The 19403-nt window shown below is 63.8% G+C and carries 17 protein-coding genes, 1 tRNA gene and 1 pseudogene; 5 read left to right on the top strand and 14 right to left on the bottom strand.

Annotated features, from left to right (window positions below):
* The 3 genes from ACIBI6_RS20465 to ACIBI6_RS20455 all read right to left on the bottom strand — a co-directional run.
* Window positions 1-323 (bottom strand): hypothetical protein (locus ACIBI6_RS20465; protein ID WP_396957377.1); only part of this gene is annotated, 323 nt, incomplete at its 3' end.
* A 489-nt stretch (window positions 324-812) separates the two neighbouring features.
* On the bottom strand, window positions 813-1661 hold the full coding sequence (locus ACIBI6_RS20460; RefSeq protein WP_364347309.1) for a hypothetical protein: 849 nt from the start codon (window positions 1659-1661) through the stop codon (window positions 813-815).
* The gene (locus ACIBI6_RS20455) at window positions 1661-2386 is read right to left on the bottom strand and encodes a ParA family protein (RefSeq protein WP_364347306.1); all 726 of its coding nucleotides are present in this window, start codon (window positions 2384-2386) and stop codon (window positions 1661-1663) included. The genes ACIBI6_RS20460 and ACIBI6_RS20455 overlap by 1 nt, the downstream gene beginning before the upstream one ends.
* A 198-nt stretch (window positions 2387-2584) precedes the next feature.
* On the opposite strand from ACIBI6_RS20455, the pseudogene ACIBI6_RS20450 reads away from it, so the two are divergent.
* From ACIBI6_RS20450 to ACIBI6_RS20440, 3 genes and pseudogenes are all read left to right on the top strand, one after another.
* A pseudogene (locus ACIBI6_RS20450) lies at window positions 2585-3362 on the top strand (acyl-CoA dehydrogenase family protein); the annotation flags it as partial.
* Between the two features lie 105 nt (window positions 3363-3467).
* Window positions 3468-4313 (top strand): DUF1542 domain-containing protein, encoded by an 846-nt coding sequence (locus ACIBI6_RS20445; protein WP_396957608.1) that lies wholly within the window; start codon window positions 3468-3470, stop codon window positions 4311-4313.
* 414 nt (window positions 4314-4727) lie between these two features.
* Window positions 4728-4800, top strand: a tRNA-Arg gene (locus ACIBI6_RS20440).
* Window positions 4801-5090: 290 nt separating this feature from the next.
* Here the strand turns inward: ACIBI6_RS20440 and ACIBI6_RS20435 are convergent.
* The 3 genes from ACIBI6_RS20435 to ACIBI6_RS20425 form a co-directional block, all read right to left on the bottom strand.
* Window positions 5091-7469: an FAD-dependent oxidoreductase gene (locus tag ACIBI6_RS20435; RefSeq protein WP_396957376.1), complete on the bottom strand. Its 2379-nt coding sequence runs from the start codon at window positions 7467-7469 to the stop codon at window positions 5091-5093.
* 81 nt (window positions 7470-7550) lie between these two features.
* Complete coding sequence (locus tag ACIBI6_RS20430) at window positions 7551-8705, bottom strand: polyprenyl synthetase family protein (protein WP_327098620.1); 1155 nt, start codon at window positions 8703-8705, stop codon at window positions 7551-7553.
* A complete protein-coding gene (locus ACIBI6_RS20425) occupies window positions 8689-10101 on the bottom strand; it encodes a family 2B encapsulin nanocompartment shell protein (protein WP_396957375.1) in 1413 nt (470 codons plus the stop codon). The genes ACIBI6_RS20430 and ACIBI6_RS20425 overlap by 17 nt, the downstream gene beginning before the upstream one ends.
* A gap of 143 nt (window positions 10102-10244) precedes the next feature.
* On the opposite strand from ACIBI6_RS20425, the gene ACIBI6_RS20420 reads away from it, so the two are divergent.
* Window positions 10245-11030: an IS3 family transposase gene (locus ACIBI6_RS20420; protein WP_396957374.1), complete on the top strand. Its 786-nt coding sequence runs from the start codon at window positions 10245-10247 to the stop codon at window positions 11028-11030.
* A gap of 772 nt (window positions 11031-11802) precedes the next feature.
* Here ACIBI6_RS20420 and ACIBI6_RS20415 read toward each other — a convergent pair.
* A complete protein-coding gene (locus ACIBI6_RS20415) occupies window positions 11803-12651 on the bottom strand; it encodes an alpha/beta fold hydrolase (protein ID WP_396957373.1) in 849 nt (282 codons plus the stop codon).
* A 100-nt stretch (window positions 12652-12751) separates the two neighbouring features.
* Between ACIBI6_RS20415 and ACIBI6_RS20410 the strand changes: the two genes are divergently transcribed.
* Window positions 12752-13138 carry a helix-turn-helix domain-containing protein gene (locus tag ACIBI6_RS20410; RefSeq protein WP_329407197.1) on the top strand — a complete coding sequence of 129 codons (387 nt, stop codon included), beginning with the start codon at window positions 12752-12754 and terminating at the stop codon, window positions 13136-13138.
* A 480-nt stretch (window positions 13139-13618) separates the two neighbouring features.
* On the opposite strand, the gene ACIBI6_RS20405 is transcribed toward ACIBI6_RS20410, so the two are convergent.
* The 7 genes from ACIBI6_RS20405 to ACIBI6_RS20375 form a co-directional block, all read right to left on the bottom strand.
* Window positions 13619-14302: an EF-hand domain-containing protein gene (locus ACIBI6_RS20405; protein WP_396957372.1), complete on the bottom strand. Its 684-nt coding sequence runs from the start codon at window positions 14300-14302 to the stop codon at window positions 13619-13621.
* A gap of 659 nt (window positions 14303-14961) precedes the next feature.
* Entirely contained in the window at window positions 14962-15339 is a 378-nt protein-coding gene (locus ACIBI6_RS20400; protein ID WP_396957371.1) for a DUF4870 domain-containing protein, read from the bottom strand.
* A 211-nt stretch (window positions 15340-15550) separates the two neighbouring features.
* A complete protein-coding gene (locus ACIBI6_RS20395) occupies window positions 15551-15754 on the bottom strand; it encodes a hypothetical protein (protein ID WP_396957370.1) in 204 nt (67 codons plus the stop codon).
* Between the two features lie 285 nt (window positions 15755-16039).
* Window positions 16040-16357, bottom strand: coding sequence for a DUF222 domain-containing protein (locus ACIBI6_RS20390; protein WP_364347279.1), 318 nt, complete (start codon window positions 16355-16357; stop codon window positions 16040-16042).
* A gap of 531 nt (window positions 16358-16888) precedes the next feature.
* Entirely contained in the window at window positions 16889-17638 is a 750-nt protein-coding gene (locus ACIBI6_RS20385) for a nucleotidyl transferase AbiEii/AbiGii toxin family protein (RefSeq protein WP_364347277.1), read from the bottom strand.
* A complete protein-coding gene (locus tag ACIBI6_RS20380; protein WP_396957369.1) occupies window positions 17635-18276 on the bottom strand; it encodes a type IV toxin-antitoxin system AbiEi family antitoxin in 642 nt (213 codons plus the stop codon). The genes ACIBI6_RS20385 and ACIBI6_RS20380 overlap by 4 nt, the downstream gene beginning before the upstream one ends.
* Window positions 18277-18502: 226 nt before the next feature.
* The gene (locus ACIBI6_RS20375; RefSeq protein ID WP_396957368.1) at window positions 18503-19333 is read right to left on the bottom strand and encodes an enoyl-CoA hydratase/isomerase family protein; all 831 of its coding nucleotides are present in this window, start codon (window positions 19331-19333) and stop codon (window positions 18503-18505) included.
* Between the last annotated feature and the right edge of the window lie 70 nt (window positions 19334-19403).

The following is a 19403-nucleotide window of genomic DNA, read 5'->3' as shown; positions in this document are numbered from 1 at the left end:
GGCACCGCAAGTTCGGAACCCGGAAGCGGCGCAGCGAGCTCCTTGCCCTTTATCGCGACAGGCGCGTCACTCGAAGGAGAAACCTCAATAGCGGAAAACAATGGAAGTGCAGAACGCTCGATATTCAAAATCGCCAGGGGCGTCGAGAACGTCGCGCCCGGAATCATTGGTGGAATAGAAAGTTCATTACTCGGAACCCCGAGCGGCACATCGAGTTGCGCGGGATCCGCGAGTGGCGCCGAAAGCTCCTTCCCCGGAACTTCAGCGGGCGCGATTTCCGAAGACGCGACGGAATCCGCTACCGCGGGAATCGGAGCGGGCAACGATTGCCCATCCGTCGGAACCGCGATGTCGGGAATCGAAAACTGTTCCGGGACTTCGAATGCCCCGATACCTGGAACTGTCAGCGGTTTCGCTGACGCTTGACCTCCTGCGAGCAGAGTCGCGACGATTGCCGCGCCCGCGATGACTCCCGCGCCGACGGCCCATGGGAGCGCGCGCCGCAGGAACCGAGAATATCGACCCTCCGTAGTTGATGCCATGATCCGGTCCTCCGATGCTCGTATCGAAGTTCCTGGCTCGCCGTGCGACGCCGAACTGCATTGGCGTGTGGGACTTCACCAAGACCTCGAATGAATTCGAAAACCATCACGGTGATCTGTAGTCCAGCGGATCCGATCGCCATATTTCGCGCAATAATCACCAATTAGACGACACGACACGCGCATTAACGATAACAAAAGTGTAACTAAAACGAAATGCCCCGCCGGGGAACCGCTTCCGCGACGGGGCATTCGGCACTCCAAAACGACTCAGGCGATGATCTGCTCCTCGATCTGTTCGGCGAGAGTGCGCAGTTTCGCGGCGAATTCGCGCGCCGCCGCCGGATCATTGTTCGAGCCCTTGACAACTCGTCGCGTCAGCGCGGCGAACCGCGATTCCACCGCCGCGAACAGATCGACGGCCCGCTCATTCGACCGGTGGCGCAAATCCCCGCGCAGCCACGCCTGTAGCAATTCGACCACCTCATCCTTGTCGAACCGCTCGGGCAGCAGCGCGACGGCCTCGCGAAGCTTGCCCGCAGTGACCTTCACATCATCGGCACCGGCAATCGTGGTGTACACGGTTACCGCCGCGTCTTCGCCGTGCTGCGCGGCCACTGGTAGCAGTTCCCGAACCTGCCCCTCATTGATAGCGGGCGCAACAGGATGCAATTTGGCGGCGAGCGGCCAGGCCCGAATCAGCTTGTGTGCGTATGACCGCTGCATATCCCAGCGCTGCTCCACATACTCGTCGAAGCTCGCGTGCCGATCCCGGTAGAGCCGACCGTCGCGCACTATTTGCAGCGCGCGTCCGGCCGACCAGAAGGCGACGCGCAGGCCATCGATCGAGGATTCGCAAGCCGTCAACTGGGCCTGCTCGCGCTCGTCGAGCGGTTCGTCCGGCGCGGTTTCGTTCGGCGCGGGCAGCGGCATCGTCAATACATTCGCCTCGGCCGGCGGCGCGATTACCTCCAGCGACGCCGCGCTCAGCGGGACCGTTCGCCACTCGGCATCCCGCAGCGGGGATACCGGGGGCGTGTGCTCGGCGCTATCGGCCAGCGGATTCGCGCCGCCGATCGAGCCCTTACCGATGGAACCCTTCCTACGCTGCGGAGGCATCAGGCGGGCACCTCCACCGCGACCCGGTACGGCCTCACCAACTCCTCGCCGACCTGCCGATATTCGCCGAGATCCACGATCGGATTCTCGGCGCCGTCACCGACCTCCCCGTCGGCCGCCTCCCGATACCACTTCCACGCGCTCAAATAGGATCCGAATACGTCATAGCCCGCATCCTCCAGATTTCTGCGCTGCGTGCGGTATTCGGTCGAGACGTTCACGCCGTTCTTAATCGTCACCGGCACCTTGGTCATCAGTACCCGCACCCGGATCTCGCGGCCGCTATCGGCCGCGGCCTCCTCGGCGGCCTTATACGTACTCGGCACCCGCTTGACCTCCGATGGGCTGACACTGGTCAACAGAATCAGCTCATCGCTCTGCGGTATCGCCGCCTTGAATATCTCGGCCGACTCACCACCGGCATCGATGATGATCACGTCGAATTTCCCGGCATTGTCGGTAATGCAATCGTCGACATGTCGCGACGGGAAGGCGATCAACTTGAACGGCACCTCGATCCCGCCCTTGAGCAGGCGCCGGTACCAGGAATATCCGGTCTGACTGAGCGGGTCGGCGTCGATGACGAGCACACGCAATTCGTGGACCTGTGCGAAATATGCGGCCAAGAAAAACGCTGATGTCGTCTTGCCGACGCCGCCTTTGAGATTTCCGAGCGTTATGACCAACGGCTCGGGTAGCTCCAGTGGCGCAACAGAATTCTTCATGGACAGTCCTCCCAGGGTGAGGAGTGCAGAAGTGTGGCGGGGCCAAGTTTCGCATAGCGAAGATGAATTACCGCTGATTGCGGACACGCCATTTACGCGCGCGTGCGTTGGGCCCGATTTGGGCGGCGAAGGTGTGTCCAATTGGACACACCTTCGCCACACTGTCGCGCCCTCGCACCGACCGGGTAGGCAGGTGATATGCCTGTTGACCGGATGCCGCCGACGCCCGAGGCTCGCAGCCTGATCGAGCTCACCCGCGATATCGCCGACAAGGTGCTCGAGCCACGCGTGGTCGAATCCGAGAGGACCGGAACCTTTCCGGACGGCGTCTTCCCCGCACTCGGCGCGGCGGGATTGCTGAGCCTGCCGTATCCGGAGGAGTTCGGTGGCGGCGAACTTCGCCAGGACCGGCGAGGGTTCGCGCGGCATCTCCTGTTTCCTGGCGCCCAGCGACACCGAAGGTCTGAGTTCCGGTAAGTCCGAAGAGAAGATGGGCTGCGTGGAATTCCGACCACCGCCGCCTACGACAATGCCTTTTACCTGCGGAAAGACTGATAGATGTTGAGGGACAAGGGCTTTCGATCGCATTCAGCGCTCTGGACTCGGGTCGCCTCGGCATTGCGGCGATCGCGACGGGACTCGCGCAGCGCACCCTCGATTTCGGCCGCCACATCATCGACCATCAGAGCCCCGGTTTCGTACTCGCCGATATGGCCGCGGCCGTGGATTCGGCGCGCGCGACCTACCGCGCGGCGCGGCGATGCCGGACTCCCCCACTCGCGTCAGGCAAGTGTCGCCAAACTAATCGCCACCGATGCCGCGATGAATGTCACCACAGATGCCGTGCAGGTGTTCGGCGGCTACGGCTACACGCAGGACTTCCCGGCGGAGCGCTATGCGCGAGGCCAAGGTGATGCTGATCTTCGAGGGCACCAATCAGATCCAACGTCTGGTCATCGCCCGCCGGCTCGCCGGACAATGGACACGGCGGGACACCGCCCGCCGAAGCTCAGCCGAGTCTCAGCAATCCCCCAGTAAACTCGGGGCGACCTGGACCGATGACGAAAGGGCGCGAGCGATGCTGTGGGTACTGATCGGCGTTGTGATCCTGCTCGCGGCGGCCTACGTCATCTATCAGACGCAGCAGACCAAACAGCGTGCGGCACGCGAGTTCGATGATGCGGCCGCCGACGCCAGGCAGATGATCGAGCGGCTCGGGGGCCAGGTCTACAACCTCAACAGCAGCGACGAGGCAGCGAAGCAGGCACTCGCCGACGCCTCCGAGCGGCATATCGCGGCCGGCTCGCAGATCGAGCAGGCGCACACGCCGGCCCAGGCGCGGTTGGCGAAGCAGACCGCGGTCGAGGGCATGTACTACATCCGCGCGGCGCGTACTGCGATGTTGCTGGATCCGGGCCCGGTGATTCCGGCGCTGGACGGTCAGGACACCGCAGGGCGGGTCACCGAGAAGCGCTTCGTCGAATACGAGGGCCGCGAGGTCGCCGCTTCGCCGAATCCCTCCGCGGAGACGCCGAACTACCATCCGGGCGGCCGCGTCGCCGGGCGGCCGGTGCCCGCAGGCTGGTACTCCGAGCCATGGTGGCGACCCGCATTGATCGGCGGCGCTTGGGGTTTGGGGTCCGCCCTACTGTTCTCATCGCTGTTCTCCGGGATGTCCGGGGTGGGGTATGACGTGCAGGGGTTCGAAAGTGGTTACGGCGAGGGGTATCAGGACGCGCTCGACGCGGCGGGTGGCGATCAAGGGCATGACTCGGGTGATCAGGGCGGGTACTCCGGCGATCAGGGCGGGTACGACTCCGGTGGCGGGTACGACTCCGGTGGCGGGTACGACTCCGGTGGCGGGTTCGATGGTGGGGGTTTCGACGGCGGCGGGTTTGATGGAGGCGGCTTCAACGGCGGGTTCTGACGGCCTGGCTGAGCACGGCCGATACGGGTGGAGTTAGCCGCCTGAGCACGGCCGTTATGAGTGGAGTTGACTGCCTGAGCGCGGCCGATACGAGTGGAGTTGACCGCCTGAGCGCGGCCGATGCGGGTGGAGGTGACCGCCTGCGCACGGGCGATGCGACGGGAGCGACCAGATCTCGACCACACGTTGTTGCGGCTGGGGATAGTTCCGAGCGCACTTTTGCCGCTTCATTGTCTGAGACAGTTGCGTCGTCCCGCCCAGTTTCCCGTATTGGCAACTAGGCCTATGTCCACCCACTACCCGGCAGCCGATCTCGCCCGCATCACACCCCCGACCAAATCGATGCGGCCCACCCGCCCCCGAACCGGTAGACTCCCGGTCGTCCCAAACCGGTGCCCCGGCGCCACCAGTTCAGCCCTCGTAGCTCAGGGGATAGAGCACCGCTCTCCTAAAGCGGGTGTCGCAGGTTCGAATCCTGCCGAGGGCACTTACCTGCGGCAGTGTTTCCGCAGGCTAAGGCGACTTTTGGCGTCGCAGGTTCGATCCCTCAAAGGCACTATTCGTCGTTCATACGCGATTTCGCGCACACTGAAGACGCACAGGTCAAACGGCTACCCTGGTACAAACCTCTAGCAGCACGAGACCAGGAACCAAGTCGTCAGCGCGCTAAATTCAGCACCGGTCGACGTCGCAATGATCCGCTTGCCATTTCAACAGTGCGGCAAGCGCCTTCGCCTGGGCGGTGGCAATGCGTTCTCCTTCCACACCGCCGACATGTTAGATGTCGATCGGGGGCAGGCCAGGGTAGATGTCCTGCCAGCGGCAGCGACGGCAGTGGAAGTGCCAGTACACGTAGCCGGTCAAGAAGCGGTCTAGGTGCGGACGTTGCTCGTCAGTGGCGAGATCCAGGATTCGGCGGTAGGCGGCCCGGCCGCCGTCGAGGCTCCTGCGGTAGGCGGCGAGGTAAGGAATGTTCTCCTGTACCGAGCGGCGATAGATCCTGCTGACGAGGAAGTCCTCACCATGCACCGCCTCCTTGTAGAAGGACAGGACGTCATTCATGTCGCTGAGAAACGCCTCACCGGAGCTCAGCGCCGCCGACCAGAATGCCCGATTGCGGTGGGCGCTCAAGCAGGGGTCGATGAACTGAAGTGAGGTGAACCAGAACTGGCCGTAGCCGTTGAAAGTGCGGACGAAGTCACTGTCGATCTCGTCGGACGCTTCCGGCGTGAACTCTGCCTCCATGAGGACGCCGGTAATCGCGTTGTAGAAGAAGGTCTTGTAGACGGCTAGGAATGTCGGATCACAGAACCGCGCGACTTCGGTGAACATGTGCTGGATGTATCCGGTGTACGACGATGATGCGGACTGCCCAGCCAGCATGCCGTCCCGCATGATGGCTTCGGCTTCCACGGGATCGTGGCAGCACACATCGTCGACGTTGAGGGTGAATACCCAGAGGCGGTCGAGGGCAAGGGCGAGCGCGTCGTCGGCGACGGGCACCAGCAGGGCGCGCATCTGCGTGAGGTCCCTGGTGGTGGCAGCGGGAACGGTGACGCCAAAGGCCTCGAACTCGGTGGTGAGCGTGTTGACGTTGGCGCGGACCTGCGCGAGGTTGATGGGCGGGTCGAAGTCCGCAGTGCGGGCGATCATTTCGTCGACCAGGCCGGAGGCCAGGACGCTGGCGACCATCGCGCGGTGGCCGGCGTCGGGGACGGCGGCAAGGGCGCGGCGCCCGGAGAAGTGAAGGACGTCAAGGCCGGGCGGTCGAAGGTGCCTGATCGGAGGGCGGCCTGTCGACGGGAGGCGTACCGCGCGGCCCCGTGGCTTGGGCCGGGACCGGTCCGGGGTTCGATTCGCGGTGTGCACACTCGGGGATGCTGCTTCCTTGAACGCTGCTTCCGTGAACAGGGTCTCGGCATCCTTGCCGGTGAGTGCCTCCGCCGCCGCGACCCCCGAGGCGCAGCCGGATTCGTGGAAGCCGTCGCCATGGTAAGAGCCCGCGAAGGCGAGGACGTGATCGGACAGCGCGGGCAGGCGGCGTTGGGCCGCGGCGGACCGCAGGGTCATGGTCGGGTGGCGGAAGACCTCACGGGCCAGCACACTGGCCGGATTCACCGGAGTGAAGGGGTCGTAGGTCACCCAGTACGTCGTGGACGATGTCTCACCGCGCATTCGATTCATGTTTGCGTGGGCAGTGAGCGGCGGCAGATGTGGGTTAGTACAGGACAGTTGGATCGCGACACCGGCGCTGCCTGATCCGGTGGGCAGCATGCTCTCGTCCGTGTGCAGCACCGCCTCGAGCGGCGTGTAGTCGAACGCGTTGAGTACGGACCGTTGCTCGGCGGTGGGTTCGGTGAGCAAGGCGAGCGCCTGCGGGGCGTGCAAGGCCAGCACGGCCTTGTCGAAGTGGTGGATGTTCCCGGCGGCGTCCCGGATGGCGACTCCGTCGCCGGTACGGCTGACCGCGCGTACCGGTGTCGAGGTTTTGATCGAGGTCACGGTAGCGGCGATGCGCTTGATGTAGGCCGCACTACCTTCGGACAGCACGTACCAGGATCGGAATGCCTCGGCACCGCCGAGGAGCCCGTAGCGGTCCAGCACGTTGGTCAGATACCCGATGGGGGTGTACCTGAGGTCCGTCAGGAGCCATACCCGCAACCGGGGGTAGACGAAGTGCTCAGCGAAGTAAGTGGAAAACTCTTCCTTGAGCAGAAACTGCTCGAGGGTGGTGTCCGGCTCGGCGTGAATGGACTCTCGCAGGTGCGACACGAATCGCTTGGAGTCCTCGACGCATCGGTGCCAGACGTGTTCGCTGACGCCAGGTGGGCGGCACGGGAGGCTGGCCAGCTCCATGGGATCGTCGCTGCGGTGGGCGAATCCACAGTCGGAGCACGACACCTCCGTGGACACGTCCACTGGCTTAGTCGCCACTCCGAGGTCCTTCACTAGCCGGGTGAAGTTCGGGTAGTGGATGGTGCTGGCAATCGCGAACGCCATCTCCGCAGGCCAGCCGGGTTCGGGATGCCGGGTGTCGACGTGACCGCCCAGGCGGGAGTCTGCCTCGAACACGGTGACCTCGAACTTGTTGCGCAGCAAGTAGGCCGCAGTCATACCGGACACACCGGAGCCGATGACCGCAACACTCGGAGCCATCTGTATTCCTTCCATATCGTCGAGCGCGATGGGGGTCGCGCGTGAGCGGATATCGGCCCGATCAACGAAACCCACGCCGAACTACAGAGCAGAGGTAGTCACCGTCGCGCGCCTGCCAACAGCTTGCCGCGCGGTGGCGGTGCCGAAACCGTTGGGGCGCACGGGGATCGCCCCAGTGATGTCGGTGATATCCAGTGCCGTCGTGTTGGGCCCAGTCGTGTTGGGCACAGCGCTGAGCCGTTGCGCGATGGACATTAGTTCCGCTGCGGCTTTCGACTCCGGATTCGCCGCCCGTAGACACTTCAGAGCCGCATCGCGTTGGCGCTGCGCTTCCGCACGTGCCCAAGAGTGTCCCCCAGCCTGCTCGATGAGCTCGGCGCAGGTCCGCAGATCGGCATCGTCCAGCGGATCGGCGCGATAGTACAGCTGGGCCAACCGCCTGGCGGCGCTGTTGCCAGTGACCAGGGCGGCCACCACTGGCAGTGACTTCTTGCGGGTACGTAGGTCGGACAGTACGGGCTTGCCGGTGGTGGCCGGATCGCCCCAGATGCCGAGGAGATCGTCGACGAGTTGGAATGCGAGGCCGAGGTGCTCGCCGAACTGGCGTAGCTGCCGGACTCGTTGTGGCGTGGCTCCGGCGGCAATCGCGCCAAGCTCGCACGCGGCGGCGAACAATGAGCTGGTCTTGTTGCCGGCCATCTCGATGCACTCGTCGAGCCGCACGTCAGACCGGCCTTCGAACGCCATGTCGGCGACTTGGCCGTCAACCACCCGCAGCAGTGCCGCATTGAGTCGAGGCACCCCCTCGGTGGCCAGCGGCGGCCTGTCGGCGATGAGAGCCTCAGTAGCCAGTGTTACCAGGGCGTCACCGGCGAGGATGGCTGCAGGTATGCCGTAGACCGTCCACGCGGTGGGGCGGTGGCGCCGGGTGCGGTCGGAGTCTATGACGTCGTCATGCAGCAATGAGGAGTTGTGCGCCAGCTCGACCGCGATGGCCGCGTTGGTCGCGCGTTCGGCGGTGCCGCCGACGGCCCGCGCCGCGAGCATCGCCAAAGTGGGCCGCACCGCCTTGCCCGCACCTTCTGCCTGGGGACGGCCCTGTTCGTCCCACCAGCCGAAGTGGTAGCCGATGACCTGGCGCGTCGCTGGGTTCATCTGGTCCACCGCTGCCTGTAGGCCGGGGGTGATCAGCTCACGGGCGCGCGCGAAGGGGTCCGCATCAGCGGTGGGGGCCATGGGCGCTCCCGAGCTGAACGTTCTCCAGCACGCCCAGGGCGTCCGGCACCAGCACGGCCACCGAGTAGTAGCAGGTGATCAGGTAGTTGACGATCGCCTTCTCGTCGATGCTCATGAACCGCACGCTCAGGCCGGGCTCGTACTCGTCGACCAGGCCGGTCTTGCGCAGACCGATGACGCCCCGTTCCGCTTCGCCGGTGCGCACCACCATGATCGACGTGGTGCGCCGATCGCTGATCGGGATTTTCCAGCAGGGATAGATGGGCACACCGCGCCATGCGGACAGTCGACCGCCGGGGACGTGGATGGTTTCCGGGGAAACGCCCTGTCGGGTGCACTCGTCGCGGAAGGCGGCAATGGCATCCGGATGGGCGAGAATGAAACTGGGGTTCTTCCAGACGGTGTTAAGCAACTGATCCATGTCGTGCGGAGTGGGCGGGCCGCTACGGGTGTAGATCCGTTGGCTGAAGTCCGCATTGTGCAGCAGGCCGAATTCCTTGTTGTTGACCAGCTCGTACTCCTGACGCTCCCGCACCGCTTCGATGGTCAGTCGCAGTTGCTGCTCGAGCTGGTCGATCGGTTCGTTGTAGAGGTCGGAGACCCGGGTGTGCACTCGAAGGATGGTCTGCGCGATGTTCAGCTCGTATTCGCGTGGCTCGAGTTCATAGTCGACGAATGTGCCTGCGATGGGAACCTCACCGCGATGACCGGACATGACGTCCACACCGGCCTCGCCATGAGCGTTCTGCGATTTTCCTCTGGTCGCTTGATAGCGCTCCAGCTGGTCGCGCAGTGCCTCGGACTGTTCGAGCAGCTCCTGGAAGGCCGACTTTGGCAGTGACATCACCGTGCAGGCTGTGGTGGCCTTGATCGAGTAATTCCAGGCACTCTCGGGGCCGATCAATGCTTCGTTGCCGAAATAGTCACCGTCGGCGATGATTTCCAGGATCGACTCTTCCCCGAACTCGCCTTCGCTGAGTTTGGTGAGCCGTCCGTGTACGAGCAGATGGAGCTGGTCGGCTCGAGTGCCTGCCGCTACCAACACTTCCCCCGGTTCGTATTCATGTTGGGTGAATCTGTCGGCAAGGGCTTGCAACGCGTCGGTATCGGCGAAATTCCGCAGCCATGGGAGTTCGGTCAGCTCGGCCGGAATGACCTGTACCGCATTGCCGGTGGCGTGGAAGTTCAGTCGCCCGTCGCCCAGCGTGTAGTTCAGCCGCCGGTTGACCCGGTACGCACCACCCCTGGCCTCCACCCAAGGCAACTGGTCAAGCAGCCAGCGCGGGGTGATGCCCTGCATCTGCGGTACGGACTTGGTCGTCGACGACAGCTTGCGCGCGGCCGCTGTGCTCAGACTGAGCTGCCCGGCGCCGTTGTGCCCGTTGAACTCTGGCACGACTCACCACCATTCACAATAGACAGATATAGACGGGACAGACGGTGTCACAATGACCTGATCTCAGCAAGATCGCCAGTGTGTTGCAGGCGATTCGAGCCGATCCCATTCGGTGTCGGTGAACCGCCCTGGGTTTGGTAGCAATGCCGTTAACTTTGGAGGTTTGCTCAGGTCAACGCCGTGGACTGGTGCTGATTCGGTCCGCATGTGAGATCGGCTGTGCAGCAGTTGGTTTCGGACTATGGTGCCGGTTCGTGGCGGAGTTGGAGGCGGCCGGTCGGCTGACTGATCGGATCGGTCTGGGTGTGCTGACGAGGGTTGTGGGTCCGGATCCGGTCGATGAGGTGCTGGTGGCGACCGGGCGGACCGAGAGGCGGCGGCGACTGTTGCCTGGCGATCTGGTCAGCCGGTCGTTCACGCGATCGCGGCCAAATCAGTTGTGGGTCACCGACATTACCGAGCATCACACCCGGGAAGGCAAGGTGTACTGCGCGGTCGTGCTCGACACGTTCTCCCGCCGGGTCGTCGGCTGGTCGATCGACTCGACCCAGACCGCCGCGCTGGTGACCAACGCGCTGGGAATGGCCATCGCCAACCGTTCACCGCGGGCCGGGACGATCATTCATTCCGACCACGGGGTGCAATTCACGCCCTGGGCCTTCACCGACATGGCCCGCCAGTCGGGGCTGGTCCCGTCGATGGGCTCGATCGGCGACTGCTACGACAACGCAGTCATCGAATCCTTTTGGGGCAGAATGCAAATCGAGCTACTGAACCGGCAACGATGGAGAACCAGAATCGAGCTGGCCAACGCGATCTTCGAATACCTGGAGATCTTCCACAACCGTCGACGCCGTCATTCGGCCCTCGGAATGCGATCCCCGATCGAGTACGAGATGATGCAGTCATCCATCCAACCCGTGGCCTAAAGTCCAGTATTCCGACTCCACGAAACCCGGGGAACATCAGCATCGCTACCAAACCCAGGGCGGTTCACTGCCCCCACTGCGGCGAAGCGATCACCATCGTCGCGCTACTCACCACCCTAGAAGCAGCCCGGCCCAGCATCCCTACAGACAACATAATCGTCCCGCTACACCGCCCAACCTGATAACCTCAAACCCTGCTCCGCCTGGGGAATTTCGGCGAGCAAGTCTGAGGATTCTTCTCAAGCGCTATCACCGTTCCAGCGATCTGCGGGTTCAGCAACTCCGGATAGCGTCCAGGAGTTGCAACACAGCATATCCGTCCGAACGTCAAATCGGATAAACACCCACGATGACCAGGCGTTTTCCGGTTGCCCATGTTTTGCGTGCCCTGCCGAGGGCACAAACCTGCGACAGCGTTTCCGCAGGTCAACAGGATTTTCCGGACAATACCGGAATAGCCGCATTGAGAAATGCCAGGTCAGACGCGGTTCTTGTAGGGCACATCGAACATGGGAACGCACACCGAGCAAATGCGACCGTCCGCGCCGGACAGCCGGGCCGACCGACACGAGCGCGTCACACCCCGCCCCCTTTCGATCAACGATGCCCCGCTTCACTGAACTTGTTGCAAAACAACAACATTGAGTCGCGCACGCTTCTACACCCCTGCGCTCTCGACCGCTACCGATCACCCGCTCAGCGGCACTATCGTGCGTTGCTGTAGGGACGTAATATCGGGACTTCGCTTACGGCCGGATCAGGTTCTGGCCCTTCAGGAATCGAGAAAGTCGACGAGTAGCGGCACCAGCGTCGCCGGGCGGTCGAGGGGGATGATGTGACCACAGTCCTCGATCAAGTGCCCGGTCAAGGTGTCGGCGACCGGACGGAGTTGGTTTTCGAGTGTGGTTGCGACCGGGTGGGATCCGATGGCCATCGTCGGCACGGTGAGCCGGGCGGTGTCGACAGCCCGCCGGATCTGCTCAGCGCTGGTAGGCATCGCCCGATAGTAGGAGAAAGCGCACCGCAGGGAATCAGTGCCGGTGTAGGCGGCGACGAAGGCATCGCGGGTTTGTGCGGGGATGCCGCGGCCCTGGGTTCCGGTCGTCAGAAACCAGTCGAGGTAATCGGATTCGTTTCCGGCAAGGACTTTTTCGGCAAGACCCGGCACCGCGTGAAAACCGAACCACCAGGGCGGCCCACCGGCTAGAAAGGTTTCGGCACCGGGCAGCGTGCCCAGCAGCGATTCCATGAGCATCAGCCGGTTGACTCGTTCGGGCCGCCGCATCGCCAGTAGGAATGCCGGCGGAGCACCGGCATCGATCGCGACGACGGAGGCGCTGGTTTCACCCAGGGCGTCGAGCAGCCCCTCGGCGTCGGTGGCAAGCGTGCCCGCGTCGTAGCCGTCCTGTGCTCGTGTGCTGGCGCCGAGGCCGCGCAGGTCCGGCGCGATCACCCGGTGTCGTCGGACGAGTGGGCCCATCACCTCGCGCCATAGCTGCCAGGTGTGTGGAAAGCCGTGCAGCAGCAGGACTGCCGGTCCGGTGCCGGCGATCGCCACGTTCGCTTTGATCCCGTTGGTTGCCACCATCCGCACTGTGAGATCTGGCAGTTCGTGAGACATTCGGCCTCCGCTAGCCGGTTACTGATAGTTACTAGCTGACCGTAGGTAACCTGAGGTAGCCTGCCAAGACGGCACTTTCGATACAGGTGGTGAGCTCCAGGTGACTACCCGAACCAGCACAGGCCAGCGCGGGGATCTGTTCGCTCCGGGCTGCCCGACCCGTCGGCTTCTGGATCGGCTCGGCACCAAATGGGTGTCCATGGTGGTGAAACTGCTCGCCGAGGCCGCGCCCGGCGAGGTGCGCTTCGCCGAACTGCAGCGTCGGATGCCCGGCGTATCGCAGAAGATGCTGTCGGTGACTCTGCAAAGCCTGTCCCGCGACGGGTTGGTCGCCCGCCGCGTCGAACCCACCGTTCCCCCGCGCGTTCACTATCGCCTTACCGATCTCGGGCTCTCCCTGGAAAATCCGCTGGCCGCGCTGCGAGCGTGGGCGGAGGAGCACATGGCCGAGATCGACGCCGCCCCAAAACCTGAGGACCACGCATGACCCTCAGGTCGATCCCGGCGATAGCCACGAAGATTCCCACGGTGTGTGGCGGCGTTACGTGGCCGTCAGCGGGTCGAAGACGAGACGGCGCACCTAGCGGCCGTCGCTCGGGTCGATTAGGCGAATGATCCGCTAATCGGCCTTACCGCGCGTTCGACAGAAGGAGTGGATGCTCGGCTGGGTCTGACCCCACCCCTGCCGTCGTCATTCGTGAACATCGTCGAAGTGGGTGTAAGTGGCGACACGCCACCAGGATTCGCGAACAACTGACATCACAGTTCGCGGACAGAGCCAATCGTTGTCACGGTAGTCGAGTCCGAGCCGGTACTACCTGTTCTGCGACAGGAACGTCACCAGCAAGGACTGTGCAGGCTGGTCGCTGTGTGTCTGCCGCAGAACGGATCCGAGAGCCAGACACGTCCTCAGTGTGCAAGTCTGGTCAACGATATGGAGGCCAACCGCGATTGGCGACAATTGGCGTCAGCCGGGTAGTTTGCCGAGCAGCCAGCTGCCGACACCTTCCGGATTCTCGTCGAAGTAATAGTCGTGGATGGCTTGTAGCAGATCGTCAGTGGTGACTAAGCCGTCGCCGTCGGTGTCGAGCCTGCGGTGGATTTCGCGGGCATCGTCGGCAGGCAGGTGCATGAGCGCCCCCGTCCAGCGGACGTGCTCCTCGGCGCTCAGTTTGCCGTCGCCGTCGAAGTCGGCGATCGCCATGATCGCTGCGAGGAACGGCCGATAGCCCTGTTCGAATGATTCCTCGGTCACCAGCAGACCCTCCGCGAAAGCCTGCTTGTACTCGGATAGATCGACCGATCCGTCGATGTCTACATCGCCCGCCGATGCCAGGCGCCCCCACAACTGCAGGCTCAGTTGCAGCAACTGTTGCGCGGCAGGCGAATCCGGCTCGTGGCCGAACTCCGCGGCTACCGCGCGCGCCGAACTGTCGAAATCGCTGCGCTCGATCCGGCCGTCTCCGTCGAAGTCGAACGTCTCGAACCGCCGCTCCAGCTTGCGCGTCAAGAACTCACTGATCTCCATGGCCTGCCCCATCCACTCGAATCCGATCGCGACATCGTCGGCACCGTGACCGGTCGGCCACCAGCGGAATTCTCCGCTGATCCCGACCGCGCCACGCCACGAATCCCGATTCCCGGCTCTCAACCACAACGCCGTTATTCCAAAGGCTTGCCGCCGTCGACAGTGACGACTCGCCGGCCGGTCTTCGCATCGGGTAGCACCACGTGGTCGCATAGGCAGTGGGTGTGCAACCGGCCGACCGGTGAACACGCCGGTAGGACCGCGGTCTATAGATGAACATTGAGTCAGACGCGCGATCGCCGCCCGGCTGCACAGCGACTCGCTGGAACGCCCACGCAGCGGCATGAGGGTGTGCCGAGTGCCGTTGTTGTCTGGGTGCCTATAGTATTCCCGCCGCGCGGAAGAGCCGGTCATAAATCGCACGTACGGTCTCCTGCTTGCGTGCGTTGTAGTCCATGACGTGCCTAGGCCGTGTCTCAGTAGTGGTTTGTGTTGTGGGGCGCTGGGAAGCGGCGTCCGGCCGAGGTAGCAACTGTAAGTGGATATAGCGGTAGATACCCAACATCAGTCGTGAGCTTGCGGCCATACTCGCCGGATCCAAACGCGTCGTCACCGGCTGGCTGAACACACTCAATTCGGCATTCTCGGACGTTCCACGCGGACGCCAACGGCCCGAGATAGCCTCGGGCCGTTGATCTTCGTACTGTCGCATCTGGCCCGCAGGCAGGGGTGCCGACAGCATCCTCGATGACGAAATCCAGCTGGGGACTTCGAATATGCCGCTACTTGACCGAGTTGGCCAACCGATCGGCATAGGGGGCAGTGAATTTTCCGACGATGGGAAGCTGCGCGCGGACACCGCCGGTGTTGTTCGCCTGGACCATGGCCATGATCCAGACGACGACCGCGAAGACCGCGACTGCGAGTCCGGCGAGGCTGAAGATGATCCCCAGGACTCCGAGGAGCGAGCCGACGATGCTCAGAACAATATTGACCACCGAGACCGCCCCGAAGAAAACGATCGATTGAGAGGCATGGAATTTCACATCGGGATCGTTCTTTCCCACGAACAGGAAGATGATTCCGGTGAGCCACCCCAGTGCGTACGCCAGGATCGCGCTGGTCTTTTTGTCCAAACCGGCGGACCGCGGTTGGTTCATGGGAGATTGAGAAGATGTCATGGGGCAAGTAGATGCCGCGCGCGCCACCTACCGATCCCAGGTTTCAGCCCGAGCCCACAGGTCGCAGGCCAGCCGGCGACCGGGATCCCGGACGTGGTTCTCTCGACGAGACGACTGCCGGCGACCTCGAAACGCCTGGGTGATGGCTCATTACACAATCGAGCACCGAAAGATCCGCAGAGTAGCCGAGTCAGTCTTCGAGCAAGGGTCGCTGCACGGTCATCGTCATGGCGCGGTGCGTTCGGTCGGCCTCGGATCGATACAGCCACTTGCAGGTCGCCTGCCCCGCTCCGACCGGTTCGATCAGCGCGGTTGCCGACATGAGCGCGCACAGATGTCTACAACCATGCGGCATTTGCTGGTCGGTCCACATAGGGATGGTTTCGACGATCATCAAGCATCCTCACCGACATGGCCATCCGCGTGAGGCCATTCACGCGAGCATGACAGAACACATCCGGAATTCGGCAGATCAGTGCGTTCGTCCGGTCGAGATGAACTCGGCCCGTTGATCTTTCAGTCCTGCCGCATGGCCGCTTCGAACCGCCCGCCTCCGGTGATACAGCGCCTTTCGGAACGAGCCACAGTGGACGCGGCCCGCGCTGGCGCTTACAACACGGTAGACGTGCAGTCGGTCCTCGCGGCCCTCCGAACAGAGGTCGAGGCAGCGGGCTCGGCCTCAGCTTGCTGCCGCCAGCACCCTCCATACCTTTCTGGAACGCGAGCGGGCCTGCGGAGCCGCGTATTCGATTCGCTGGCGCGCTTCGTGGGCACTGATACGCAGCAGATCAGTCAATAGGTCCACGGTGTCCCGATAGCCTGTGTCTGCGGCGAGGCTACGACGCTCGGCTTCGGCGACGGCCGCGCGCATGGCAGCATCCAGTCGCCTCCGACGGCGTTCGGTTTCAACGAGGGTGCGCAGCAAATCGACATCGGCCAGTTCCGACCATCCCGGTGCTGGAGCATCGGGCGCCGCCGCGATCGAATGTATGTTCACCTGAACCAGTCTACTCCATTGTCGAACATATGTTCGACAATTCGGCTTGCTGGATTATGCCCGACCCTGGCGTCACTGTCGGTGCGCTGTTGGCGGCCTGGCGGCGCGGCGCATTCGCACGGCATTCGGCAGAAGCGGACATTCGCCAACCGCGCGCCCAGCGGCAGATGCGGACGTTCCCGAACGCGCGGGTCGCGGCATTACCGAGTGTTCGAGCGTGTCCTTCCCAGCAAACCAGCTGATACGAGACACAGACACATTGCGGCACGCCACCGGGCACTGTCAGGCCCTGCCGCCTCGGATCAAACAGTCTCGGCGGATCGTTCGTGGTCCCGTCCAAGTCGGGGGTTACAGTGCTCCCGACATCGTCAATCCATGAGGGAGGGCCCTCCTCCGTCGGCCAGTGCCGCCATGGCGATCGGAGCGACAGACCGTCAGGCGTTCGAACCCGCCTTGTCCCCATGACTGCAGGCTGTGGATCCATCTCCCCGACGCACGAGTCTTATTCCCGATGCTGGTCGAACGCACCGGTCATTCCACAACTCGCGCCCAGGCGTCTCGAACCGTGGCCAGCGCAGTCTCAGCCGTAATCACCAGCCGGGTCTGCCCGGCCAATTGGGTGTTCCAGTCGTCTTCGCCCGGTGCATGATCGAACAATTGCGGGCTGGGGAACCGGTTTGTCGGACCGTATCTCCTGTACAACGCTCCCGCAGCACTGTCGATCGCGCCGATGCGGCTCAGTGCCCAAAGGTCCCAGAGGTCGCGTGATGCGCGCCGGTCGTGCCATGTCACCGTCTTCCCTGCAGCAAAGGCCGACAAAGTGGGAACGAACAGCTCGGCCGGCGGCACGTCGCTGTAACGCTGCTCTAGACCGCGGAGTTCGGCAGGCCACACCGTTCGCCCGCGTGCCGACAGCAACTGGATCTTGACGGACACACCGGACGCGGAGCGAAGGTTGGCCAGCCCCGCGTCCGAGACATCGCTCAGCGACGGCGCCCATTCCAGCCGACCGTAGCTCCGCGCGACGGATCGCGGCAAAGCTGCGTCGAGTTCGGCTGCCAGTACCGTTCGGTTGTCCAACGCAACCAGATCGATGTCTTCACTGAGCCTGCCACTCACCAGATGCGTACGGGCAAGAGCAGTTCCGCCGATGAAGTGCAACCGGTCACCGAATCCTCGGCTGACTGCCGCCAGCAGATGGGAGATCAGATAGTCGCGCTCGACCTGCTCCGAAGAAACTCCGAATTGAATTGCGACACTGTCACGTTCGTCGATGCTCATACTCCGCCCCAACTTTCCGCATGTCGAAGCGCCACACCCAGACGCTGATCCGTAGCGAGCTGTGTGAGTCTCGCCGAATCACACCGGCGGTAGAGCGTCTCGATCGCCGAACGAACCTCGGCCTCGGCATTGCCCAGCTCCGGGCGTCGGGCAAGATCGAGCACCGTCTGTTCCGGAGTTGTGACCAGCGCTGGACCCAGTGAAGTTTCGATACGCTCGGCGTCGAGAGCGTCGGTATCTCGGCGGACGAACCGAACCTGTGCCGAACGGTCGGTCAGTGCGATCGGCCGATGCTGACTCGGAACCGCGACAACCGCAGTCGCCAATGCACGAGGTATGGCTCCCAGCAGGCGGGCCGCGCTGATGCCCATGACGACGATCTGATCCGCCCCGTAAATCGATGACGCGATACCCGCGGCCGCCGCCTCGAGACCGGGCAGCCAGGGCCGGCCGATGTAGTCCGGTGGGACGATGATGTAGTAGCCGTGAGCGATGCGGTGCAGCACTCCTCGATCGACGAGCCGCGCGATCTCGGGCCGCGGTTGGGCGTAGATGTCGGCCAAGTCCTGGGGCCGCACAGTTCGAAGCGGTGCCCGCCAGAGCTTACTGGGCAGCGGTGTACTGCGACGCTCGGCCACCAGCACCACCTCCGGAGCTATGCATATTGTTGGCTATTACCCAACGAAATGCATACTACCGCAGAATGGCCGCTACCTCGTCTACCGCCCGATTTGTCGGCGGCCCCGTGGTTGCCAACGGACACTGCGCGATCGGCAGCGCTCAGACCGAATACACCTCCACGACGACCAGGCGTTTTCCGGTTGCCCATGTTTTGTGCGCCCTGCCGGCACAGCCTTCGGACGGTCAGAACTGTGGTAGGTCCTCCCACTCGCTCGACAGCCGGGCAGACCACGCCGGTTTGCGGCGGCCGAGCCGGGCGCGCATTCCTTCCGCGGCGTCGGGGGTGCCCATGACCCGCAGGTGCAGTTCGGTTTCGAGCTCGGCGACGCGGGTGGGGTCGTAGCCGTGGATCGCGGTGTCCCACAGCAGTCGTTTGCTCAAAGCCGCGGACATCGGTGCGACATTTGCAGCCATGTCGGCGGCCATCGCGAGAGCGGCGGGCAGCACGTCGGCGGCGGGTAGGCAGCGGGTGGCGAGGCCGAGTCGCACTGCTTCCGGGCCGTCGAAAGTCCGTCCCGACAACAGGATGTCGGCCGCGACCGACAATCCCGCGACCTTGGCCACGGTCCAGTGCGCCATCGCGTCGGGCACGACGCCGAGGCGCACCTGGGGAATGGCGTAGCGGGCGGCGTCGGCGACCAGGCGGATGTCGGCCTGCATCGCCAGGGTCAGCCCGATGCCGATCGCGTGCCCGTTCACCGCGGCGATCACCGGTTTTCGGAGGGCGAAGGCGGGCGGGTCGACCGGTGACGCGGAAAATGCCGCGCTGTCGGGCTTTTCGAACGTCGTCGCACCGCCGCCCAGATCCGCTCCGGCGCAGAAGGCCGGGGCGGCGCCGGTCAGCACGATGACCCGGACATCGTCGTCGGCATTCAGATCGCGGTACGCCCGGCCGAGCGCGCGCCCCATCGCGGCGGTGAAGGCATTGCGGCGCTCGGGCCGGTCCAATGTCACCACCGCGACGCCGTCGGCGATGTCGATCCGCACATCGCTGATAGCACTACCTTCTTTCATGGCCGGGACCTCCGGGGAACGCTTTCGTCGCTTGTCCTTCGAGGACTGACATGAGACGGCGTCCCCGGGG

It is taken from the genome of Nocardia sp. NPDC050412 (genome assembly GCF_044458825.1).
Classification (GTDB): Bacteria; Actinomycetota; Actinomycetes; order Mycobacteriales; family Mycobacteriaceae; genus Nocardia.
This window is presented reverse-complemented; position numbering and strand designations above follow the sequence as displayed.